The organism is Vibrio sp. T11.5 (assembly GCF_027587155.1).
Lineage (GTDB): Bacteria > Pseudomonadota > Gammaproteobacteria > Enterobacterales > Vibrionaceae > Vibrio > Vibrio neptunius.
In genome coordinates this window covers 1-1,065 of the sequence record NZ_JAPPTP010000063.1, presented here as the reverse complement: position 1 = coordinate 1,065, position 1,065 = coordinate 1, and the positions used below count along the sequence as shown (strand labels likewise).

At 47.7% G+C, this 1,065-nt stretch carries 1 protein-coding gene; it reads left to right on the top strand.

The genetic code is table 11. The features are described from left to right. Positions 1-1,065: condensation domain-containing protein (locus OH455_RS23175; RefSeq protein WP_269982935.1), on the top strand; the 1,065-nt coding region annotated here is incomplete at both ends.

Sequence of the window (1,065 nt, the reverse complement as noted above, 5' to 3'; positions counted from 1 at the left end):
ATCTTAAAATCCGTCTACGAAGAGCATCCCGAGCTCGGAGAAGTTCAACGCTACGTACCTGGCACCATCCCGCTGTATTCAGCGACGATTGACGCATCAGCGGATTTAGACATTATCATTAGGAGTGATATCTCACAGCCCTTCGACCTAACCCAAACGTACCCGTTCCGACTTCACCATTATATCCAAGGTGAGCAGAAGTACTTGCTGTTCCTTTGGCATCATATTGCATTTGATGGATGGTCTACCGAGATTTTCCTCGATGAGCTGTCATGTGCGTACTCTGCACTCAGCAAGCAGCAGCAGCCTCAATGGCCACCACTTTCTATCCAGTACGCAGACTTTGCTCAGTGGCAACGTGACTATCTTACGGGTGATAACATAACCTCACTCAGTAGCTACTGGTCAGATCATTTGAAAGGTTATCAAAATCTGTCACTGCCTACTGACAAGCCGCGTCCTACACAGGTCCGCTATGACGGTGACGAATACGCGTTCGTTCTTGGTGCTGCTTTGTCTGACCAGCTCAGAGAGCTCGCGAGATCAGAAGAAACCACCTTATACACCGTTATGCTCAGTGCCTTCTACGTCACTTTAGCGACATTGTCTGGACAGAAAGATATTGTCATTGGCACCCCATCAGATAATCGGCACAACGAGCAAACCCACTCCATCATTGGGTTGTTTGCCAACACGATTGCGATCAGAAATCATGTCACACCGACCTTGACAGTGCAGCGTCTTATACGACAAGTACAACAAACAGTACTTGATGGAAAACAGCATCAAGATATGCCTTTTGACCGCATCGTCAATGAGCTTGCCGTAGAACGAGACTTATCTCGTCACCCTATCTTTCAAGTGATGTTCATGTTACAGAGCTTTGGGAGAGCGTCTCAAGCACTGCCATTTGAGCCGCTCAATGCACAAGGCGCTAATGCGTTCTATACCGCAGCGAAATTTGACCTGACCCTAGCCATCGACGACGCGAAAAGCAACTTAAGCGGCGTATTGAACTTTTCAACCCACTTGTTTGAGAAGTCAACCATTGAGCGTTTTGCATCG